This is a genomic window from Carnobacterium divergens DSM 20623 (assembly GCF_000744255.1).
Classification (GTDB): domain Bacteria; phylum Bacillota; class Bacilli; order Lactobacillales; family Carnobacteriaceae; genus Carnobacterium; species Carnobacterium divergens.
Genome location: NZ_JQLO01000001.1, coordinates 917511 through 938215, shown reverse-complemented (window position 1 = coordinate 938215; position 20705 = coordinate 917511). Strand labels below are relative to the sequence as shown.

Genomic DNA, 20705 nt, shown 5'->3' with positions numbered 1-20705 from the left:
AATTATAAATGATCGTGTGATGTTCTTGCAATAACATCCGCTTGTTGTTCTGGAGTTAAGTCACGGAATTTAACCGCATAACCAGATACACGAATGGTTAAGTTTGGATATTTTTCTGGATGCGCTTGAGCATCTAATAATAATTCATTTGTAAATACGTTCACGTTTAAGTGGTATCCGCTGTTGTCGAAGTAACCATCCATTACGTTACGTAAGTTGTCAATTCTAGTTTCTTCATCTTTACCTAAACCAGTTGGGTTGATTGTTTGAGTATTCGAAATACCATCTAATGCACAACCATAGTTTAAGCGAGCTGTTGAATTAAGTGAAGCTAATAATCCGTTCTTTTCACCTAAGAATGCACCATCTTGATAAGATGGGTTTGCTCCTGGTGCTAAAGGTTTACCAGCACGACGTCCATCTGGAGTGTTCCCAGTAGCTTTACCATAAACAACGTTTGAAGTAATTGTTAACAATGATGTTGTTGGTGTTGAGTTACGGTAAGTGTGTTGACGTTTGATTTGTGTCATGAAGTAATCAAGAATCCAGTTAGCTGTTGCATCTGCTTCTTCTTGATCGTTTCCGTAAGTTGGGAACTCTTGAGTTGGTTTGTAATCAATTGCCAAACCATTTTCGTCACGGATAACTTCAACATTACCATGTTTAATTGCCATTAAGCTATCAGCAGCATGAGAAATACCTGCAATACCAGTTGCAAAAGTACGTTTCAAGTTGCTATCCATTAAAGCTAGTTGAGGTGCTTCATAAGCATATTTATCATGCATGTAGTGGATAACGTTTAATGTATTTACATACAATTCTGCTAACCAATCCATAATATCTTTATAGCGATCAATAAATTCGTTGTAGTCTAATTTATCACCAGTCATTGGTCTAAATTTAGGTCCAACTTGTGCTTTAGTCATTTCATCTACGCCACCATTGATTGCGTAAAGAACCGCTTTAGCTAAGTTCGCACGCGCTCCAAAGAATTGCATGTCTTTACCAACAACTGTTGCAGATACACAACATGCGATTGCACAGTCATCTGATCCCCAGTTTGCACGTAACAAGTCATCATTTTCAAATTGGATTGAAGAGCTTTCTTTCGCAATTTTAGCTGCAAATGTTCTGAAACCAACTGGTTCTTTAGAAGAATACAAAACAGTTAAGTTAGGTTCTGGAGAAGGTCCCATATTTGTTAATGTATGAAGAATACGGAAGTCATTTTTAGTAACTAATGAACGACCATCTAATCCCATACCAGCAATTGATAATGTTGCCCAGATTGGGTAACCAGAGAACAATTGGTTGTAATCAGGTGTACGAGCAAATTTAACCATACGTAATTTCATAATTAAGTGGTCAATTAATTCTTGTGCTTCAAATTCAGTAATTAAGCCAGCTTCTAAATCACGTTGGATATAGATATCTAAGAATGCTGAGATACGTCCAATTGACATTGCTGCTCCATTTTGAGATTTGATTGCTGCAAGGTAACCAAAGTATAACCATTGGATGGCTTCTCTAGCATTTTTTGCTGGTTTAGAAATGTCAAAACCATATGATGCTGCCATTTCTTTAAGTTGACCTAATGCTCTGTATTGTTCTGAAATTTCTTCACGTAAACGAATAACGTCATCAGTCATTACTTTATTCCCAGTATTTGCATGATCCTTAGCTTTTTCTTTCATTAAGAAATCAATACCGTATAAAGCGATACGACGGTAGTCACCGATGATACGGCCACGGCCATAAGCATCTGGTAAACCCGTAATGATTTTGTTTTTACGAGCTGCACGCATTTCAGGAGTGTAAGCATCAAAAACACCTTGGTTATGTGTTTTACGCCAGTCAGTAAAGATATTTGTCATTTCATCATCAACTTCGTAACCGTTAGCAGTTAATGCGTTGTTGGCCATGTTGATTCCGCCAAAAGGCATGAATGCTTGTTTCAATGGTACATCTGTTTGTAATCCAACGATTTTTTCTTCTTCTTTAATTAAATAGCCTGGTTTGTGTGAGGTAATTGTTGCAGGAATATTGCGATCCATGTCGTAAACGCCATTTTTTTCATGTTGCACATCGAATAATTCTTGCAGTTTAGTCCATAGTTTGTCAGTACTTGGTGCGATTGGCTCTAAAAATGAATCGTCGCCTGTGTACTCTGTGTAGTTTGCTTGGATGAAATCTCTTGTGTTAACCGATGTTCTCCATTTTTCGCCTTTAAATCCATTCCATTGTTCCATAATAAAATGAGCCTCCTATGATAACTGTTTTTTGTTTTTTAATGAACTTTTAACTAAATGTAACAGTTCTTACAAAGACAGTATAACACGTCGATTTAAAAAAACAAGGTTTTTATTCGTATTTATTTTACAAACTTTCATTTTATTTAAATATTATACTTATAAACATTGATTTAACAACATATCAAGTATGTGAAATAGTTATTTAACTTCCCTTTTTTTCTATATTTTTTCCGTTTTCTGTTACACTTGAAACACCCCATCTGTACTATAATACAGATCTTTTTTCATCTTATAATAAATAAAAAATAATACAGATAGTTCAATCAAGTTCACTTTTGAACGAATTAGTTTACAAAAAAAGTGTCAAACTAAGAATTTCTTCTTAATTTGACACTTTCTATTTTTATTTTGGCGCATCTTTTGATACTACTGGATATGGTAAAACTACTTGAACTAACACAGGCTCCCCATCAACTGATTCATCTAAAACGAATGAGCCATTTGAGTAGCGATCACTTACTTGATAGTTTTGACTACTTAATAAAATTTCTTTATCTTTTGTAGTCAGGATAACAATTTCAGTTTCTTTCGTTACTTCAACCATTGCAACAAGACGATGCGGCATTTTTTTAAGTTCTCTTAGAACCATCAGCCCACGTTTTGCTCGACCTAATGTGTCAAAGTCGCTAAGATTCATTTTCTTCACACTGCCACGTTGAGTAATCATCATGACATCGGTTTTAGCTTGATTACGATTAATCAGCAATCCGCCTATTACGCTGTCTCCGTCTTTAAGATTAATGGCTTTAACCCCCGCTGCTTTTGCACCTACAACAGGAACTTCAGTAACTGGGTATCTTAAACCAAAACCACGGTTCGTTGCTAGGAAGACATCTTGATTTGCAGTGTCCGTTGAGTAAATAACATTCACTAACTCATCTGTTGCTTGTTTTAACTTAATCGCAACGGAAGCTTTCGTTTTATAACCACGTCCAGCAATAAAATCTTTGGCTGCTGTTTGTTTGATCATTCCATCTTTGGTAATAAAAGTAAAGGTTGCTTCTGGAAGAAAGTCCACTAATCCAACGGTTTTAACGATGGTTTCGTCAACCGCTAAACCAATTGTTTGAGAAATATGCTCCCCAATATCTTTCCAACGTAAATCTGTGATTTCATGGACTGGACGATAAATCAAGTTTCCTTTGCTTGTAAACATTAAAACATGATTTAAGGTATTCATTTGCTTCACAAAGATAGGGAAGTCAGTATCCTTAATACCTAGTTCTTCTGGCTTCGAAGCGCTGTAAGAACGTAAACTACTGCGTTTTAAATAGCCTTCTTTTGTAACAGAGACCATCACTTCTTCTTGCGCCACTAAAACTTCGGTATCAATTTTCAATTCTTCAATTTCATTTTGAATAACCGTTTTTCTTGGGTTGGCAAATTTTGTTTTGATTTCTGTTAACTCTTCTTTCATCACACGAGCCATTTCAGAAGGATCTTTTAAAATTTTTGTCAATTGGCTAATAGTTGTTGCTAATTCTTTCGCTTCTTTTTCAAGTGCAGTAATATCTGTATTCGTCAAACGATATAACTGCAAGGAAACAATCGCTTCAGCTTGTAATTCTGAAAAATCAAAAGCTGTGATTAAATTTTCTTTCGCATTTTTTTTATCCGTACTGCTACGAATCGTTTCAATTACTTTATCTAGAATTGAAAGAGCTTTGATTAAACCTTCAACAATGTGTTGTCTTGATTGAGCTTTATTTAAATTAAAAGTCGTTCTTCTAGTTAAGACTTCAATTTGATGATCAATATACGCTGTAAGCATACGAACAATTCCCACTTGTTGCGGGCGTTTTTTATCGATTGCTACCATATTAAAATTATACGAAACTTGTAAATCGGTATTTTTTAAGAGATAGTTTAAAATTCCCTCAGCATTTGCTTCTTTTTTTAATTCAACAACAATTTGCAAGCCTGTTCGATCGGATTCATCACGAACTTCTGCAATGCCATCAATTTTTTTATTTAAACGAATTTCGTCCATTTTTTTCACAAGGACAGCTTTATTCACTTCATAAGGGATTTCGCTAATGACAATTTGTTGTTTGCCACCACGCAAATCTTCAAAATGCGTTTTAGAACGCACAATCACTTTGCCTTTACCCGTTTCATAAGCTTGTTTGATACCATCCAAACCTTGTAAAATTCCACCAGTTGCAAAATCAGGGCCTTTTAAATACTTCATTAAATCTGCCACACTTGCTGAGCGATTATCAATCAAATGAATAGTTGCGTCAATTACTTCACCTAAGTTGTGAGAAGGAATATCGGTTGCATATCCAGCTGAAATACCAGTAGCTCCATTTACCAAAAGGTTTGGGTAACGAGCCGGTAAAACAGTTGGCTCTTCGTCCGTGTCATCAAAGTTTAATACAAAATCTACTGTTTCTTTGTCAATATCTTTTAAAAGTTCCGCCGAAATTTTAGAAAGACGGGCTTCTGTATAACGCATTGCAGCTGGAGGATCGCCATCCATACTTCCGTTATTCCCGTGCATTTCAATTAAAACTTCTCGTAATTTCCAATCTTGACTTAAGCGAACCATTGCTTCATAAACACTAGAATCTCCATGTGGATGATAATTCCCAATAACATTTCCGACTGTTTTAGCAGATTTTCTAAACCCTTTTTCTGCAGTATTGCCTTCAACATTCATCGCGTATAAAATTCGTCTTTGAACGGGTTTTAAACCGTCACGAATGTCTGGGAGTGCACGTTCTTGGATAATATATTTAGAGTACCTACCAAAACGATCCCCCATCACTTCTTCCAGGGTTAATTCCTGAATATCCGATCTAATCTCCATTTTCGCCACTTCCTTCTAGCTCATCTAATAATTCAACTTGCTCAATTTCCGGTTCAAGTGAATCCATCATTTGATTATTTTCTAAGATACTTCCGCCTTCTTCTAATGAGAATTCAACGTGGGATTCAATCCACTTACGACGTGGTTCTACTTTGTCTCCCATCAAGGTGGAAACACGACGTTCTGCTTGAGCAGCATCGTCAATTCGAACACGAATTAAAGTTCTTGTTTCTGGATCCATCGTCGTTTCCCATAATTGGTCGGCGTTCATTTCACCAAGTCCTTTGTAACGTTGTAAAATATATCCTTTACCAAAGGTTTTTGTTTTAGCTTCTAATTCTTCATCTGTCCAAGCGTATTCAATCACTTCTTTTTTACCGGTTCCTTTTGACAATTTGTATAAAGGCGGTAATGCGATATAGACTTTTCCAGCTTCAATCAACGGTTTCATATAACGATAAAAGAATGTCAATAACAGTACTTGAATATGAGCACCATCAGTATCCGCATCGGTCATAATGATGACTTTGTCATAGTTACAGTCTGCTAAATCAAATTCAGGACCAACACCTGCACCGATTGTATAAATCATGGTATTGATTTCTTCATTTTTTAGAATATCTTGTAGCTTCGCTTTTTCTGTATTAATTACTTTTCCGCGTAAAGGTAAAATCGCTTGAAATTTACGATCACGGCCTTGTTTAGCAGAACCTCCGGCTGAATCTCCTTCGACTAGATAGATTTCATTCCGTTTTGGATTTTTGCTTTGTGCAGGCGTTAATTTCCCTGATAAAAGCGATTCATTCTTTTTACGTTTTTTCCCGTTACGACTTTCTTCTCTGGCTTTTCTAGCCGCGTCTCTAGCTTCTCTCGCCTTAATGGCTTTACGAACCAACATTTGACTGACTTCGCCATTTTCAATTAAATAGAAACCAAGTTGTTCCCCAATAACAGCATCAACAGCAGCTCTAGCTTGCGGAGTACCTAGCTTGCCTTTTGTTTGTCCTTCAAATTGAAGAAGATCTTCAGGGATACGCACAGAAATAATTGCAGCTAATCCTTCTCTAAAGTCGCTTCCTTCTAAGTTTTTATCTTTTTCTTTTAATAAACTTACTTTGCGAGCATATTCATTAAAGGCTTTTGTTAAAGACGCTTTCATACCCGATTCGTGAGTACCACCATCTTTTGTTCGCACATTATTAACGAAAGACAAGATATTTTCTGAATAGCCATCATTGTATTGAAAAGCAAATTCAACTTCGATTTGGTTGTTTTCGCCAGAAAAATAAGCAACTGGATTTAATGTATCTTTTTCTTCATTTAAATACTCAACAAATTCTTTGATGCCTTCTTCGTAATGGAAAATCTCTTGTTTTTCAGTTCGCTCATCAATTAGCTCAATTTTTAAACCTTTTAATAAGAAAGCAGATTCTCTTAAACGTTCAGATAAAATATCGTATGAATACTTAACTGTCGAGAAAATAGTTTCATCTGGTTTAAAGTGCACGATTGTTCCATTTTTTTCTTTTGTGGTTTTAACTTTTTTTAATGTATCTGCGGGAATTCCGCCATTTTTAAATTTTTGTTGATACATTACACCATCACGAACGATGGTAACTGTTAGCCATTCTGATAGAGCATTTACAACGCTGGCACCAACACCGTGAAGTCCACCTGACGTTTTATAACCACCTTGTCCAAACTTTCCTCCCGCATGTAACACCGTAAAGATTACTTGTACGGTTGGAATTCCTGAAGCATGCATCCCAACTGGCATCCCACGTCCATTATCCTTAACGCTTACACTATTATCCTTGTGTAAAGTTACAGTGATTTCAGTTCCATAACCGGATAAAGCTTCGTCTACTGAATTGTCTACAATTTCATAGACTAAGTGATGCAACCCTCTACTATCGGTTGAACCGATGTACATTCCTGGGCGTTTTCTGACAGCTTCCAGTCCTTCTAGAACTTGGATTGCTTCATCGTTGTATTCCATATTTATTTTTTTTGGCATTCTCAAAACTCCTTAGACCATAGAAAATAGGCGCATATTACTTGTATAACTGGCGCATCTACACAATGATACTCTATCTTTCAAGTAATGGAAAGCGAAAATCATCTTTTTTACTAAACTATCGAAAATACGTTCGCTTTATTTGAGAAAACTTTTATTTTCAGTTTTTATGTAATTTGATTTAAATTCACATTACTAAATAAGGTTAAAGCACAGTGTTTTTATACGTTCATCTAACATGAACTGCTTCTTTAATCTAACGCATTCTTTTGAAAAAAGCAAATCTAAATCGTGAATTTCAGTAATTTAACTAGTAAAGACTACGCTAAAATGCTAAAATATTGCGAGTGAAGGATATTTTGAAGTTATAAGGAGCGAATTCATTTGCTGAAAATCATAATTATGTTTGTTATCGCCTATTTATTAGGATCGATTCCGTCTGGTGTCTGGATTGGAAAATTATTTTATAAAAAAGACATTCGCCAATTTGGTAGTGGCAATTCTGGAACAACGAATACGTACCGTGTTTTAGGAAAAACAGCTGGAACTATTGTTTTAGCGATGGATATTTTAAAAGGAACGTTGGCTGCAAGTTTGCCTTATTTCTTTCATAGTGACATTAACCCATTGATTATTGGACTAGGCGCCATTATTGGTCATACATTTCCAATTTTTGCTGAATTTAAAGGTGGCAAAGCCGTTGCGACAAGTGCTGGGACATTGCTAGCTTATAATCCACAATATTTCATTATCTGCGCTTGCCTATTTGTCACACTGATTTACCTGACTCGAATGGTGAGCCTATCAAGTATGTTGGGAATGTTGATTATTGCCCCACTTAGTCTCGTATATCACGATTGGATTTTAACAACCATTGCTTTTATTTTATTATTTTTCATTACGTATCGTCATAAAGACAATATTAAGCGCATTAAAAATGGCACTGAAAATAAAGTACCTTTTGGCTTAGGCTATAAGAAAACAACTAAAAACTAGCAAAAACCTCTTATGGATTGAACAATTCAATCCATAAGAGGTTTTTTATTAATTTACAGTTATTTCAAAAGCTGCTTCAAATGATTTTTGAGGGGCCAATGTTTGAATGCCTAATTTTTCTTCAATCTTGCCGGTAGCATTCATATCATCTGCAATTCCAAACCATGGTTCGATGCAAACAAAAGGAGCGTCCGTTTGGGGTGGCGACCAAATGCCCACATACGGAAAGTCAACGAATCGAACAGCTACAGAATGTTCTGTTTTTTCAGATTTAATGGTAAAAATATTTTCACCTTTCGTTTCATAAATCATTGCATCATTATCGAATAAACTACGAGTCAAAGCAATATCTGTATTTGTTTGAGCCAATGTTTTACATGGTGTATTTAAATACGCTCCTGACAACGGAATCGTTGTTCTGGTTTTTCTTGGTGAAAAAGAAAAATAATAGTCTTCAAACTTCGTATCAGTTGTCAACGGAATATTAAATCCAGGATGTGCGCCAATTGAAAAATAAAGTGGCTCATCAGAAGCTGGATTCTCAACATGATAGGCTGTTGTCACAGTATTCCCAGTTAAAGTATACGTAATCAGCAAATGAAACGCATATGGGTAGCGCTCTTTAGTACTTGGACTATCTGATAATTTCAATGTCACGGTGCTATCTGTTTGATGCATTATTTCAAATTCACAATCTCGTGCAAATCCGTGCTGACCCATTGGGTATGTTTTTCCAGCCACTTCGTAGCGGTCTTCTTTTAAACGTCCGACAAATGGGAAAAGAACAGGAGCATGTCTCCCCCAGTATTTGGGATCTGCTTGCCATAAATACTCAATCTTGTTGTCTTTTCTTTTAATACTGGTAAGTTCTGCGCCTTTAGTTAAAATAGTAACGGTTAATGTATCATTTTCAAGTTTGATCATAATCCTTTCCCTCCTTTTAATGCATTCAATAAAATTGATTATATCATAGTTTAACTCTTTATTTGAAACCATTTTCAGCTTTTAGGTAAATTTAAATAAAAAATGATTTCGATAAACTTTATCGAAATCATTTTTGTTTAATAAACAGATTCTTTAGCAAGGGCTTCTATAAATTTTGGATTATTTACCCGAATATAGGTCCCTTTCATTCCAAGTGAACGAGATTCAATAATCCCACCTGATTCAAGTTTTCTTAATGCGTTAACAATAACTGAACGAGTGATGCCAATTTTATCAGCAATACTAGATGCCGTTAGACGTCCTTCTAAGCCATCTAGTTCATTAAATATGGCTTTAACGGCTTTTAGTTCACTATAAGAAAGTGTTTTAATCGCCATTTGAACAATCGCCAAACTTCTTGTTTCTTCTTCGATTTGATTTGATTTGTGGTATAAAATTTCCATTCCCACCACAGTTGCACTGTATTCTGCTAAAATTAAATCTCCATCATCAAACGCCGAATGCAAACGTGCTAATATAATCGTTCCTAATCGTTCGCCAGCAGCACGAATGGGGACAATCGTTGTTAGCCCTTCAGCAAATAGGTCACGATTTTCAATTGGAAAAGCTGTATAGTCACTTTCTACACCTATATTCGATTTTGTTTCAGTAATACCTAACATGTTAGCTGTATAATCTGCTGGGAATTTTTCATCAACAAGCATTTGTTTCACTCGCTCATTGTTAATCCCGTGTTTTTCATTGTATCCAAGTAATACTCCGTTCTCACTAATCAAGTAGGTATTCGCATCTAGAGTATCTCCTAATATCTCTGCCATATTGTTAAATGGCAAACGATCAGAAACCGACGCTACACCGCCTTTTTGTTGCAGCATACTGCTGATTTTACGCATTTTAAGAAGTAAATTGTTCACTCGTTTTTCCTCCAGCTCTTATAAGATATAACGACTTAAGTCTTTATCTTGGACAATATAGTCAATTTTATCGTTCACATAGTTTTCTGTAATTGTAATTTCTCCCATATGCATATCTGGAGCTTCAAATAATAAATCTTCTAATAATTTTTCTAAAATTGTATGCAGACGGCGTGCGCCAATATTATCGGTTTCGTGATTCACCTTAAAGGCAATCTCTGCTAAACGCTCAATCGCTTCAAAGGTAAAGGTTACTTTGATATTTTCCGTTCCAAGCATTGCAATGTATTGTTTAATCAATGCGTTATTAGGTTCTGTTAAAATCTTAACAAAATCACTTGCATCTAAATCATTCAGTTCTACACGAATTGGAAAACGTCCTTGCAATTCTGGAATCAAGTCACTTGGTTTAGAAACGTGGAACGCACCTGAAGCAATAAATAGAATATGATCTGTTTGGATTGTGCCATATTTTGTGTTGACTTGTGATCCTTCGACAATTGGTAAAATATCGCGCTGCACACCTTCACGAGAGACTTCTCCAGACTGACTTGCTTTAGAAGTTATTTTATCAATTTCATCAATAAAGATAATCCCTGTATTTTGAGCAAGTTTAATGGCTTGTGAATGAATGTCTTCTGGGTTAACGAGCTTTTCAGATTCTTCTTGGATAAAGATTTTAATTGCTTCTTGAACAGTCACTGTCCGTTTGATTTTGCGTTTTGGAGTTAAGGCTCCTAAGGTATCATTCAAATCAATCCCCATTTGTTCAAGGCCAGCTCCCATAGGAGAATTGACCGGTTTTTTACTCTCATTCACTTCAATTGTTAATTCTCTTTGATCTAGCAAGCCATCCCGAATTTGTTGCTTCATTGTTTCACGATTTGATGAAATCGTTTCGGTCACTTCTTCCTCGACCTCTTCTTGATTAAATTGAGCCATATCAACACCCATATTTTGAAACATATTTTCAAAAGGATTTAAATTAGCAGCCTTTTTCTTTTCCTTTTTAATTCCTGGAACAAGTAATTTGGCTACACGATCAATTGCGCGTTTTTCAGCTTGTGAATAGACATTTGAATATTGTTGCTTTTGAACAATTTGGATACTAACTTCAACTAAATCACGAACCATCGATTCCACATCACGTCCAACATAGCCTACTTCAGTAAATTTTGTTGCTTCTACTTTGATAAAAGGCGCATTGACGATTTTTGCTAAACGACGTGCAATTTCCGTTTTACCTACGCCAGTAGGCCCAATCATTAACATATTTTTGGGCGTAATTTCTTGTTGCATTTCTTCTTCTAACTGTAGGCGACGGTAACGATTACGTAAAGCTACCGCAACCGATTTTTTAGCTTCATTTTGTCCAATAATGTATTTATCAAGTTCTTGAACGATTTCTCTAGGAGTCATATTAATAGTTGTATTCATTGTAGACACTTCCTTTTAAAGTTTTTCCACGATAATATTATGATTGGTAAAGACACAGATATCTGCTGCTACCGTTAAGCTCTCTTTGGCAATTTCACTTGCACTTAAATGTTGACCGTGTTTTTTTAATGCTCGGCCTGCTGAAAGTGCATAATTCCCACCAGAGCCAATCGCTAAGATACCATCATCCGGTTCAATCACTTCACCACCGCCACTCACCATTAGCATTTCATCTTTATTCATGACAATTAATAATGCTTCAAGTTTTTGCATTGCACGATCTGTACGCCATTCTTGAGCTAGCTCTACTGCAGCTCGTTTTAAATTGCCTTTGTATTCATTTAATTTAGCTTCAAATTTTTCTTCTAATGTAAAAGCATCTGCTACACTTCCAGCAAATCCAACTAGCACTTCACCGTTATAAATACGACGAACTTTACGTGCTGTGCCTTTCATGATAACAGATTCTCCCATCGTTACCTGACCATCGCCAGCCATTGCACATTCCCCGTTATGACTCACTGCAAAAATCGTTGTTGCGTGAAAAGTTGTTGTCATTGTTTATTCCTCCTATTAATTCATTTCTTCTTAAAGCATTACGCTCTTGGATGAAATTGTCGGTAATTTTTTTGTAAATGCTCTTTCGTTACATGAGCATAAATTTGTGTCGAAGAAAGACTTGCATGACCTAATAATTCCTGAACAGTTCGCATATCTGCACCATTATTCAATAAATGAGTAGCAAATGTATGGCGCAACATGTGAGGATGAATATTAGAGGTTAAACTGCTTTTTTTTATTACTTGGTTTAATACATATTCAATTCCAGTTGGCGTTATCTGATCGCCATAATGATTTACAAATAAATAGGGATGTTCTTTATGGTATTTTGTCATTAAAGGTGTTCGGCATTTTTCAAGGTACTCTTTAATCGCAATTGCTGCATAATGCCCAAATGGAACGTAACGTTCTTTGTTGCCTTTCCCATGAACTAGCAGCACCCCTAATTCAAAATCTAAGTCTTTGATTTGGATATTGCTACACTCACTAACTCGAATACCAGTACCATACAATACTTCTAATAAAGCTTCATTCCGAAAATCTAACAGTCTATCTCCTTTTACGGCTGTAAACAGGGCTTCCATTTCCTTTTCATAAAAAAAGCGTGGCAATCTTAGTGATTTTTTTTTCAAATGAATATATGAAAAAGGATTGTCTTCTACTAGTTGGTCTTTCAATAAAAATTGATAGAACGCTCGCATACTTGATATTTTTCTTGAAACTGAGTTGCGACTTAATTGTTTTTCATTTAATAAACCTAAATAAATTCGAACGTCAGAAAGCGTAACTGCTTTGAAAGAAGCTTCACCAGTTTCTTCAAGAAATTTTTTAAACTCTAGAATATCTTCTTCATAGGCTTTTTTTGTTAATTCAGAGTAATGTCTTTCAATCATTAAATACTGTAAAAAAATAGAAATCCATTGTGACTCATCCAAAAAAATCCCCCCTGTTGATACGACAAAGATACTTTATCATATCAACAAAGAGAATTCAATCTATTCAGACCTCTATTGAGAGAATTTTCTTTAAATTTAAAATACTTTCTAATGCCCGATTTGCATACGCTTCATTTCGAAGTTTTTTATCTCTAATTTTTTCTGGTAAGGGTGGAAACAAACCAAAATTTGCATTCATTGGTTGAAAATAGTTGCTATCGGCATGGGTAATATAATAAGCCATACTGCCAAGCGTAGTTTCTATAGGAAAAGTTACTAATTCTTCTCCTAAAACTAGCTTAGCTGCATTCATTCCCGCAATTAAACCACTTGCGGCACTTTCTACATATCCTTCTACGCCGGTCATTTGTCCAGCAAAAAACAAATCTGAACGTTTTTTTGACTGATAGGTTGCTTTTAATAAGTCAGGAGATTTAATAAACGTATTTCGATGCATAACTCCATATCGAACAATTTCGGCTTGTTCTAAACCTGGAATCAATTGCAAAATCCGTTTTTGCTCTCCCCATTTTAAATGCGTCTGGAAACCAACTAAATTATAAAGAGACCCTGCCGCATTATCTTGCCGTAATTGTACAACTGCAAATGGCCGCTTATCTGTCTTAGGATCTTCTAAGCCAACGGGTTTTAACGGGCCAAATAGCAATGTCTTACGTCCACGTTTGGCCATCACTTCAACAGGCATACAGCCTTCAAAGAATTTTTCCTTTTCAAACGATTTTAACGGTGCTACTTCAGCTCCAATTAATTCATCATAAAAGCGATTAAACTCTTCTTCATTCATTGGACAATTTAAATAGGCAGCCTCACCGTTATCATATCTGGACTTTAAATATACTTTATCAAAATCAATGCTATTTTTATCAATAATTGGTGCAGCCGCATCATAGAAATAGAGTCCATCTGATTCGGTAAATTCTGCAATCTCTTTTGCTAGAGCAACAGATGTTAACGGGCCTGTTGCAACAACAGTCGGTCCCTTCGGTAATGTTTTGATTTCCTCAGAAAAAATTTTTATCAATGGATGCTTTTTAATTCTTTCCGTTACACCTTGCGAAAATTTATCTCGATCAACAGCTAATGCTCCGCCTGCAGGAATTGCATTTTGATCTGCTTCACTAATGATAAGCGAATTAAATTGTCGCATCTCTTCTTTTAATAAACCCGCTGCATTCGTTAGCTGGTTCGCTCTCAATGAGTTGCTACAAACTAACTCAGCAAAATCTGACGTATGATGAGCTTCTGTATTTTTTACTGGACGCATTTCATAAAGATGAACCTCAATTCCTCTTTCAGCAATCTGAAAAGCCGCCTCACTTCCTGCTAATCCGGCTCCGATAACGTTTACAAAACTTGTTTCAACCAATAATATTACCTTCTTTCATCTTATTCCATTAAAAGATTAAAGAAAAAAAGAAGCAAAAACTTCTTTTTTCCCTAAATAAATTATTTTTGAACCGCTTCTTGGTAATCACAATTGCTACAAACAACTTGTTTGCCGCCTTTTAATTTTTTCTCAACTAAATAATGCTCACATTTAGGACAATCGCGTCCAACTGGTTTATCCCATGATACAAATTCGCACTCTGGGTACTTGTCACACCCATAGAACAAACGATTTTTCTTCGATTTACGCTCAATGACATTACCCTTTTTACAAGTAGGGCATGTTACGCCAATTTCTTTTACAATGGCTTTTGTATTTCGACATTCAGGAAAATTACTACAAGCATAAAATTTACCGTATCTGCCTAATTTGATTACCATCGGATGGCCACATAATTCACAATCAAATCCTGCTGGCTCATCTTTGATTTGAATTTTTTCAATTCCTTCTTCTGCTTTTTCAACTTCAATCGCAAAAGGTTTATAGAATCGATCAATTACGCCAACCCAGTTTTCTTTGCCTTCTTCCACATGATCAAGCTGTTGTTCCATTTCAGCAGTGAAATGAATGTCAACAATTTGTGGGAAAAACTCCACAATCATGGTATTTACGATATCGCCTAGTTCTGTTGGCTCAAAACGTTTGCTTTGTAATTTTACATAGTAGCGACGTTGAATCGTCTCTAATGTAGGTGCATATGTGGAAGGTCTCCCTACGCCATTTTCTTCAAGAGAACGAATTAAGGTTGCTTCAGTAAAACGAGCAGGTGGTTGAGTAAAGTGTTGTTTAGGTTCAATATCAACTGATTTAACAGTATCCCCTTTTTCCATCTCAGGAAGAATATTGTCCTTTTCTTCTTTACCTTCGTCATTGCCTTCAATATAAACTTTAGTGAATCCTGCAAATTTAATTTTTTGACCATTTGCTCTAAATAAGACATCATTTTGAACCAAATCAACTTTCATTGTGTCAAAAACTGCTGGTGTCATTTGACTAGCTACAAATCGCGACCAAATTAACTTATAAAGTTTTAATTGATCTTTTGATAGATGCTTTTCTAATTCTGTAGGTGTTCTAAGCACACTTGAAGGACGAATCGCTTCATGGGCATCTTGCGCACCTTGAGCATTTTTTGATTTTTTAAATTTGGTTGCAGAATATTCCTCACCATATTCTTTTACGATAAATTCAGCTGCTTCAGCTTTAGCGCTATCTGCAATTCGAGTTGAATCGGTTCTCATATAAGTAATCAAACCAACTGCACCGCCACGTCCAAGTGAAATTCCTTCGTATAATTGTTGGGCAACCATCATCGTTTTTCTTGTTCTAAAGTTTAATTTACGTGCAGCTTCTTGTTGTAAGCTACTTGTTGTAAAAGGAAGAGCTGCATTTCGTTTGCGTTCTTTTTTTGTAACATTAGTAACTTCAAAATCAGGACCATCTAATCTTTTAATAACTTCTTGTACTTCTTCAGTATTTTTCAAGGCTACTTTTTTGTTTTTTAAGCCATAAAAATTCGCTTTAAACTTTTTCGTTCCTTTTTTGAAATTTCCACCAATCGTCCAGTACTCTTCTGGTTTAAAAGCGATAATTTCTTTTTCACGGTCAATAATCAATTTTAATGCAACGGATTGAACGCGACCTGCACTAAGTCCTTTTTTTACTTTTTTCCATAAAATAGGGCTGATTGTATAACCTACTAATCGATCTAAGATACGTCTAGCTTGTTGTGAATCGACTAAATCCATATTAATCGAACGAGGTTCTTTAAATGCTTCTTTAACAGCCTCTTTAGTAATTTCATTGAAAACCACTCTATTTTTATCTTCAATATCCAGATTCAGTAAGTGTGAAAGGTGCCATGCGATAGCTTCCCCTTCTCTATCTGGATCGGCTGCGAGATAAACTTTGTCTGCTTTTTTAGCAAACTTTTTTAATTCCTTAATTAAGTCACCTTTACCTCGAATTGAGATATAGTGAGGTTCATAGTTATTTTCAACGTCAACACCCATTTTACTTTTTGGAAGATCTCTAATATGTCCTAGACTAGCGACTACTTTATAATTTTTCCCTAGGTATTTTTCAATAGTTTTTGCTTTTGCAGGTGATTCAACAATCACCAAATATTTATAGGCCACAAAGTTGCTCCTTTCGAATGAGCTTTTATTTAATGATAAATTAAAAACTGAAATCGTTTATCATCTTATGCCATCTAGTAGCACTTTGTCAACTAACTGTTCTAAAATTTTGTATTTATATAGTAGGAAAAATTAAAAATAAAGAGGTTCTAATAGATAACGACGTTGATATTAAGGTGTTTCCAGCCTTTATTTAATTTTTAAAAAATTTTTTTATTATTTTTACAAATCTTCTAAGATTTGTTCGGCATCTACAACACATTTTGCTCCATTTAAAAGAAGTTCATTGGTTCCTTTTGAATAAGAGCTTAAAATACTTCCAGGAACTGAAAAAACTTCGCGCCCTTCTTGTAAAGCTAAATTAGCAGTAATTAAGCTACCACTTCTTTTTTTAGCTTCAACAACTAATGTTCCTAAGCTTATACCTGCTATAATACGATTTCTTAATGGAAAATGATGTCTTTCTGGAGCTGATCCCATGGGATATTCTGATACCAATAGATGATTTTTCGCAATTTCCAGTTGCAAATCCTTATTGATTTTTGGGTAAGCTAAGTCTAAACCCGTTCCGACTATTGCAATGGTTTTGCCTTTTAAGTTAATTGTTTTTTCATGAACTTCAGCATCGATTCCCTTAGCTAATCCACTTACAGTAACAATTTGATGTTTAAGCAATTTCGGTAAAAATAAATTTAAAACGGCACTTCCATATGCTGTTTTTAAACGCGAACCTACAATTGCTAATAAATTTTCTTTTAATAAGTCTTTATCCCCTTGATAAAAAAGTAGGGCTGGTGGATTGTAAATTTCTTTTAAATAGCTTGGATAATCGTCGTCTAAGATAGTAATCCAATTAATATTTTTTTCTTTATAATAATTAAGAGCCGCTTGACGATCTATTTTTTCATAGCTTTCATAAAATAACTTCATGTTTTTTGAACTTAAATTAGCACTAAATGCTAACTCAAATAATGACAAGGATGGATTCTCCATTAATTCTGCAACCATTCGAATGCTGCTACTTGCTCCAACTCCATGACAATGTGCCAGATGAAACAACCATTCATTTAATTCTGTTACATTCATATGCGTATCTCCCTTTTTAATAGTGTATATTCTTACTATTCGCCAAAAAGAGTCCATTCATTTAAAAAAAGAAAGACAAAGAGAATTTCTCTTTATCTTTCTTTCAATAATTGATTTTTAACTGGAGCAAAGGTTTTCCGATGAATCGGGGTAACTCCATACTTTTCTATACCTTCTAAATGCACTTTTGTTCCATAACCCGCATTTTTATCAAATCCGTATCCAGGATATTGCTCGTCATAATCTTTCATCATTCGATCTCTGGTCACTTTTGCTACAATGCTTGCAGCTGCAATTGACAAACTTCTAGCATCTCCTTTAATAATACTTGTTTGTGGAATAGGGAGATCTAATTGCATCGCATCAATTAATAGATGTTGAGGATCAATTGTTAAGTTTTCAACTGCTTCAATCATCGCCAATTTAGTAGCTTGATAGATATTTACTTGATCAATAGTGGACTCGTCTTTAATCCCAACTCCAATCGCCAATGCTTCATCCTTAATTTTTTCAAATAAAGCATCACGTTTCGCTTCAGATAATTGTTTAGAATCATTGATTTCTAATACATGAAAATTTTTAGGTAAAATAACTGCTGCTGCGACAACTGGACCAGCTAATGGACCACGGCCGACTTCGTCAATACCTGCAATATGAAGACAATTTTTTTGCCATAATTCTTCTTCAAACTGCAACATTTCTTGATGTTTTTCCTCTAGCTTAAGTGCATCGGCTTGTTTTTTATGCCAGGCTTTAATCGCGATTTGAACACCTTTACGCTCATCATTAGTTAAACGTTCAAATAACGGATCATTTGTCGTATTAATCGTTTTTAATAGTTCTTTCACTTCTAGGATAGTCAATTTTTTATTCATACTTACGCCTCTTCTATTGTTTCAAAATGAACTGGCGCATGATCCAATGTATAGCGTCCCACTTTACCACTTCGAATTTCATAGACAATCATTTCACTTGCTCTAGAGTAATCATCTCTAAAACCCCGTTTTTCACTAATTAGCATCAATAATTCTGGTAAATCTAAAGCTAATTCTTCTTGGTTGATTTTAAAACGCTTCATCAATTGTTGTGGGTAATAAGTTCTCATAATATTTAAGCCGTATAGAGCAATATCATCCATTTGTAATAGATTGTCTTTAATTGCTCCCGTTAAAGCTAATTTTTTTCCGATTTCAGGATCTTCAAATTTGGGCCATAGAATTCCTGGAGTGTCTAACAATTCCAATTCTTTGCCTAATTTCAACCATTGTTGCCCTTTTGTGACCCCAGGCTTATTCCCGGTTTTAGCAATATTTTTTTTGATAAAACGATTGATTAACGTTGATTTCCCAACGTTTGGAATTCCAATACTCATAGCACGAATCGCTCGTGGATTAATCCCCTTACTTTTCATACGATCAAATTTTTCTTTTAATAGCAATTTCGCTTCAGCCATTACTTTTTGCATGCCTTTGCCTTCTTGCGCAATAATTGGAACAGCAGAAATTCCTTGCTCTTTAAAATATAAAACCCATGCTTTAGTCTGTCTTTCATCAGCTAAATCACTTTTATTCAAAATAATAACACGCGGTTTTTGTCCAATTAATTCATCCAAGATTGGATTTCGACTTGAAAGTGGTAGTCTAGCATCTACTAGCTCAAAAACGACGTCTACTAATTTTAATTTTTCGGATACTTCTCTTCTTGCTTTGGCCATATGACCAGGAAACCATTGGATTGTCATGTTGTTGCTCCTCTATACTTAAAATTTATCGGTTAGCGAACATCAGTAAAAGAAATGACCTAAAAGCTGTCATTTCATTCACTAAATTATTCAGTTTTTAGTGTTCCAAAATGAGTAAACGGCCAAATGCGAAGATCTGTCGTTCCAGAAATCGTATCAATATGCACAAACCCAAAAATACGACTATCTTTTGAATTGCCTCGATTATCTCCCATTACAAAATATTCATTTTCTGGGACTTTAGCAACACCCGTTTTCCCCATTAACGTAAAGTCACCAGTTAATAGTTGCCCTTTTTCTTTCAATTTCTTTTTGTATTGATCTAGATAAGGCTCTTGAACCGCTTTGCCATTCAAATACAAAACATCATCTTGCATCGAAATTTCATCCCCTGGCAAGCCGATCACACGTTTAATATATTCTTTGTCTGGTGCGTCAGGTGCTGGGAAAACAATAATATCGAACCGATCCACTTTTTTTATTTTGTTTAAAATCAAGCGGTCATGGTTTTTTAGCGTTGGCATCATTGACTCTCCATCTACACTTACTGGTGCAAATAAAAACTGACGAATCAACAAACATATCGCTAATGCCACGACAATATAAACAAAGGTACTTAGAATTTCATTTTTTTTGCCTTTTTTTGACCTTTTTTTTCTTGTTTTAGAATGATGTGCCTTACTACGAGGCTCAAAAATTTCTGCAGATTCATCTCGTCCATCTGAATAATTCGTTCTACTCATATCATTTCCTACTTTCTTTTATCAGCATTAATAAACACTTATTCTATTAAACGGAAAATACACTAAAATCGTTTTCCCAATAATCTCATCTTTGGCAATCGATCCAAAAACACGACTGTCATTGCTTGACCTACGATTGTCCCCTAAAACAAAATACTCATTTTCAGGAACTTTTTTCTCACCTGTCAATTGCTGTAATTCAAAATCAGATGTCCACGTTTCTCCAGCCTGCGTTACTAGTTTATTTTTTAAAAAAGGCTCGTTGATTTTATGATTATTAATATAAAGTTGATCATTACGATAGGCAATCGATTCACCCGGTAGTCCAATAATTCTTTTCACTAAGGTTCGATTAGACGCATCCTTAAAAACAATAATATCAAAACGTTTCATTTTTGAAAATGATTCAACGACCATTTGATCTCCTTGATGCAGTGTTGGAATCATAGATGATCCTTGTACATTCATTGGAATAAAAATAAAATTTCTTAAAATAGCAGTGAGGACAATCGCTAAGACAGCGGCTTTAAACCAATCCCATAAATGATCTCTCCAAGTTTTTTTCATGTCCTTTCGCTCCAAACTTGTAAACTTTACTACCTTCTATCATACAAGAAAATGACTGAAATAACTATTATTTTACTACATTTCATTTTTTTT

The 20705-nt window shown here is 35.2% G+C and carries 16 protein-coding genes; 1 reads left to right on the top strand and 15 read right to left on the bottom strand.

Going from position 1 to position 20705, the window contains the following annotated elements:
• Window positions 1-2 precede the first annotated feature (2 nt).
• The 3 genes from pflB to parE form a co-directional block, all read right to left on the bottom strand.
• Window positions 3-2249 carry a formate C-acetyltransferase gene (gene pflB, locus BR52_RS04620; RefSeq protein ID WP_034569678.1) on the bottom strand — a complete coding sequence of 749 codons (2247 nt, stop codon included), beginning with the start codon at window positions 2247-2249 and terminating at the stop codon, window positions 3-5.
• Window positions 2250-2655: 406 nt separating this feature from the next.
• Window positions 2656-5124: a DNA topoisomerase IV subunit A gene (gene parC / locus BR52_RS04615; protein WP_034569677.1), complete on the bottom strand. Its 2469-nt coding sequence runs from the start codon at window positions 5122-5124 to the stop codon at window positions 2656-2658.
• Window positions 5114-7141: a DNA topoisomerase IV subunit B gene (gene parE / locus BR52_RS04610; RefSeq protein WP_034569676.1), complete on the bottom strand. Its 2028-nt coding sequence runs from the start codon at window positions 7139-7141 to the stop codon at window positions 5114-5116. The genes parC and parE overlap by 11 nt, the downstream gene beginning before the upstream one ends.
• Window positions 7142-7528: 387 nt before the next feature.
• Between parE and plsY the strand changes: the two genes are divergently transcribed.
• On the top strand, window positions 7529-8137 hold the full coding sequence (gene plsY, locus BR52_RS04605) for a glycerol-3-phosphate 1-O-acyltransferase PlsY (protein WP_269845361.1): 609 nt from the start codon (window positions 7529-7531) through the stop codon (window positions 8135-8137).
• Window positions 8138-8185: 48 nt separating this feature from the next.
• Here the strand turns inward: plsY and BR52_RS04600 are convergent, their stop codons facing one another.
• The 12 genes from BR52_RS04600 to lepB (BR52_RS04545) form a co-directional block, all read right to left on the bottom strand.
• Window positions 8186-9064, bottom strand: a complete 879-nt coding sequence (locus BR52_RS04600) for an aldose 1-epimerase family protein (RefSeq protein WP_034573501.1) — start codon at window positions 9062-9064, stop codon at window positions 8186-8188.
• A 134-nt stretch (window positions 9065-9198) separates the two neighbouring features.
• A complete protein-coding gene (codY, locus tag BR52_RS04595; protein WP_034569672.1) occupies window positions 9199-9996 on the bottom strand; it encodes a GTP-sensing pleiotropic transcriptional regulator CodY in 798 nt (265 codons plus the stop codon).
• An 18-nt stretch (window positions 9997-10014) separates the two neighbouring features.
• Window positions 10015-11433 carry an ATP-dependent protease ATPase subunit HslU gene (gene hslU, locus BR52_RS04590; protein WP_034569669.1) on the bottom strand — a complete coding sequence of 473 codons (1419 nt, stop codon included), beginning with the start codon at window positions 11431-11433 and terminating at the stop codon, window positions 10015-10017.
• 15 nt (window positions 11434-11448) lie between these two features.
• Window positions 11449-11991 (bottom strand): ATP-dependent protease subunit HslV, encoded by a 543-nt coding sequence (gene hslV / locus BR52_RS04585; protein WP_034569666.1) that lies wholly within the window; start codon window positions 11989-11991, stop codon window positions 11449-11451.
• A 38-nt stretch (window positions 11992-12029) separates the two neighbouring features.
• Complete coding sequence (xerC, locus tag BR52_RS04580; RefSeq protein ID WP_034569664.1) at window positions 12030-12929, bottom strand: tyrosine recombinase XerC; 900 nt, start codon at window positions 12927-12929, stop codon at window positions 12030-12032.
• 64 nt (window positions 12930-12993) lie between these two features.
• A complete protein-coding gene (trmFO, locus tag BR52_RS04575; RefSeq protein ID WP_034569662.1) occupies window positions 12994-14316 on the bottom strand; it encodes an FADH(2)-oxidizing methylenetetrahydrofolate--tRNA-(uracil(54)-C(5))-methyltransferase TrmFO in 1323 nt (440 codons plus the stop codon).
• Between the two features lie 80 nt (window positions 14317-14396).
• Window positions 14397-16475: a type I DNA topoisomerase gene (topA, locus tag BR52_RS04570; RefSeq protein ID WP_034569661.1), complete on the bottom strand. Its 2079-nt coding sequence runs from the start codon at window positions 16473-16475 to the stop codon at window positions 14397-14399.
• 222 nt (window positions 16476-16697) lie between these two features.
• Complete coding sequence (dprA, locus tag BR52_RS04565; protein ID WP_034569659.1) at window positions 16698-17561, bottom strand: DNA-processing protein DprA; 864 nt, start codon at window positions 17559-17561, stop codon at window positions 16698-16700.
• Window positions 17562-17653: 92 nt separating this feature from the next.
• The gene (rnhB, locus tag BR52_RS04560) at window positions 17654-18436 is read right to left on the bottom strand and encodes a ribonuclease HII (protein ID WP_034569657.1); all 783 of its coding nucleotides are present in this window, start codon (window positions 18434-18436) and stop codon (window positions 17654-17656) included.
• 2 nt (window positions 18437-18438) lie between these two features.
• Window positions 18439-19302, bottom strand: coding sequence for a ribosome biogenesis GTPase YlqF (ylqF, locus tag BR52_RS04555; RefSeq protein ID WP_034569655.1), 864 nt, complete (start codon window positions 19300-19302; stop codon window positions 18439-18441).
• An 86-nt stretch (window positions 19303-19388) separates the two neighbouring features.
• The gene (gene lepB / locus BR52_RS04550; protein ID WP_034569652.1) at window positions 19389-20045 is read right to left on the bottom strand and encodes a signal peptidase I; all 657 of its coding nucleotides are present in this window, start codon (window positions 20043-20045) and stop codon (window positions 19389-19391) included.
• 27 nt (window positions 20046-20072) lie between these two features.
• Window positions 20073-20612: a signal peptidase I gene (gene lepB, locus BR52_RS04545; RefSeq protein ID WP_034569650.1), complete on the bottom strand. Its 540-nt coding sequence runs from the start codon at window positions 20610-20612 to the stop codon at window positions 20073-20075.
• Window positions 20613-20705: the final 93 nt, after the last annotated feature.